General features: G+C 69.1%; 1 protein-coding gene. It reads right to left on the bottom strand.

All coding sequences use genetic code 11. From position 1 onward, the window contains the following. Positions 1 to 74: 74 nt before the first annotated feature. Positions 75 to 1,415, bottom strand: a complete 1,341-nt coding sequence (locus ABZT49_RS30440; RefSeq protein WP_355291821.1) for an IS1182 family transposase — start codon at positions 1,413 to 1,415, stop codon at positions 75 to 77. Positions 1,416 to 1,577: the final 162 nt, after the last annotated feature.

The raw sequence follows: 1,577 nt of genomic DNA, 5'->3' as shown, positions 1-1,577 counted from the left end.
CCTAGCAGCCTGTCGGATTGGTATTTTGCTGTGACGGGCGTGTCGTTTGTGGGGGTGGGGCGGGCCGTAAGGTCTCAGGCGTGGCACAAGCGGTGGACGCGCCGGCAGTTGTAGGCGAGGGCGACGATGGTCCATTCACCGGCGACGGGGCCGAGGCCGCGCAGGTGGAAGCGCAGGAAGCCCATGGCGCTCTTGATGATGCCGAAGACGGGTTCCACGGTCTGCTTGCGGCGCTTGTAGAGAGCCTGACCATCGGGTGTCTCCAGCTTGGCCTTCATGTCCAGACGCCAGGGCTCCTTGATCTGCCGCTCGGGTTTGACGGCCGGCGGTGGCCGGAAGTCGTAGGGGCGGTGCGGCTGGGTGCGCCCGATCGCCACCAAGGGGTCGATGCCGCGGGCCTGCAATTGTTCCACGCCCTCGCGGCTGCCAAAGCCGCAATCGGCCAGCACGGCGGCGGGCAGGCCGAGCGTGGGCTCCATCGCCAGGATGGTCGGGGCCAGGCTCGGCGCGTCCGAGGCGCTGGCGCTCAGGCCGGTGGCCAGGATGAGCTGGGAGCCCTCGGCGCACACCACCGCCTGGGCGTTGTAGGCCTGCCGGTACTCGGCCGTCCTGGAGCGGCGCATCAGCGCCGAGTCGGGATCGGTGAGGTTGCTTTGACGGTCGGCTGGCGGGGTCGGGTCGGGGGGCGACGGCGGTGGGCCGCGCCGGCCCTTGCGGGCGGCATGGGCGGCCTTCTTCTCCTCGTAGGCTGGGCGGGCCGCGTCAGCCTCGGCTTGCGCCTGAGCTTCGAGGCGGGCGCAGGCCTCGTCGAGCTTGGCCTTGAGCACGTCGCGTCGGGCCAGTTCGCCAGGGAGGGCCTGGGGATCGGGCTCGGCATCGGCCGCTTCGGCCTGCGCGGTGAGCGCCGCGATGTCGGCGGCGAGCCGCTCGCGCAACGCGACCGCCCGGTCGTAGCGCACGGAGCGGATCTTGGAGGCGTTGGCGTCGATCTTGGTGCCGTCGATCGACACCGTGCCCAGGCGCAGCAGCCCGGTCTCGCGAGCCAGCAGCAGCACCTGCAGGAACGCCGCCTCGAAGGCCTGTGCGTTGGTCCGGCGGAAGGTGGCGATCGTGTCGTGGTCAGGATGCTGGTTGGCGGCAATGAAGCGGACCGCGATGTCGCGGTAGGTGGCGCGCTCGATGCGACGGGACGAGAACAGGCCGTTGGCGTAGCAATAGATCAGCAGCGCCAACATCAGGCGGGGATTGTACTGCGGCTTGCCACCGGTGCGGCGGGGGATGACAAAGCTGTGCAGGGGCACCCGCTCGACGGCGGCGATCACGACGTGAGCGAGATCGTCGCCGGGGATCCAGGCTTTGAGATCCGGCGGCAGCAGGAACGGCTGGTCGCGATCGAACGGGAGGAAGTTGGCCATACCGAAAAGCTAACTCCTTCCGTGACCGATAGAAATCCTTTTGATGACCAGCCTGGCTGCTCATCAACCGGAACTCGGACCAGGCTGACCCGCCGCCCCACCTCGACACGCGCGCTCCTGCGCCAGCCGTGAAATCAAGCCCCAACCCGACAGGCTGCTAGC

This window comes from Methylobacterium sp. EM32, assembly GCF_040593685.1.
GTDB lineage: Bacteria > Pseudomonadota > Alphaproteobacteria > Rhizobiales > Beijerinckiaceae > Methylobacterium.
Note: the sequence above shows the minus strand (reverse complement) of the source record. Positions and strands in the feature narration are given on the sequence as shown.

Bases quoted from the DNA above. Each gene is read 5' to 3' on its own strand.
- ABZT49_RS30440 (WP_355291821.1), bottom strand. From the start codon at position 1,415: ATGGCCAACTTCCTCCCGTTCGATCGCGACCAGCCGTTCCTGCTGCCG.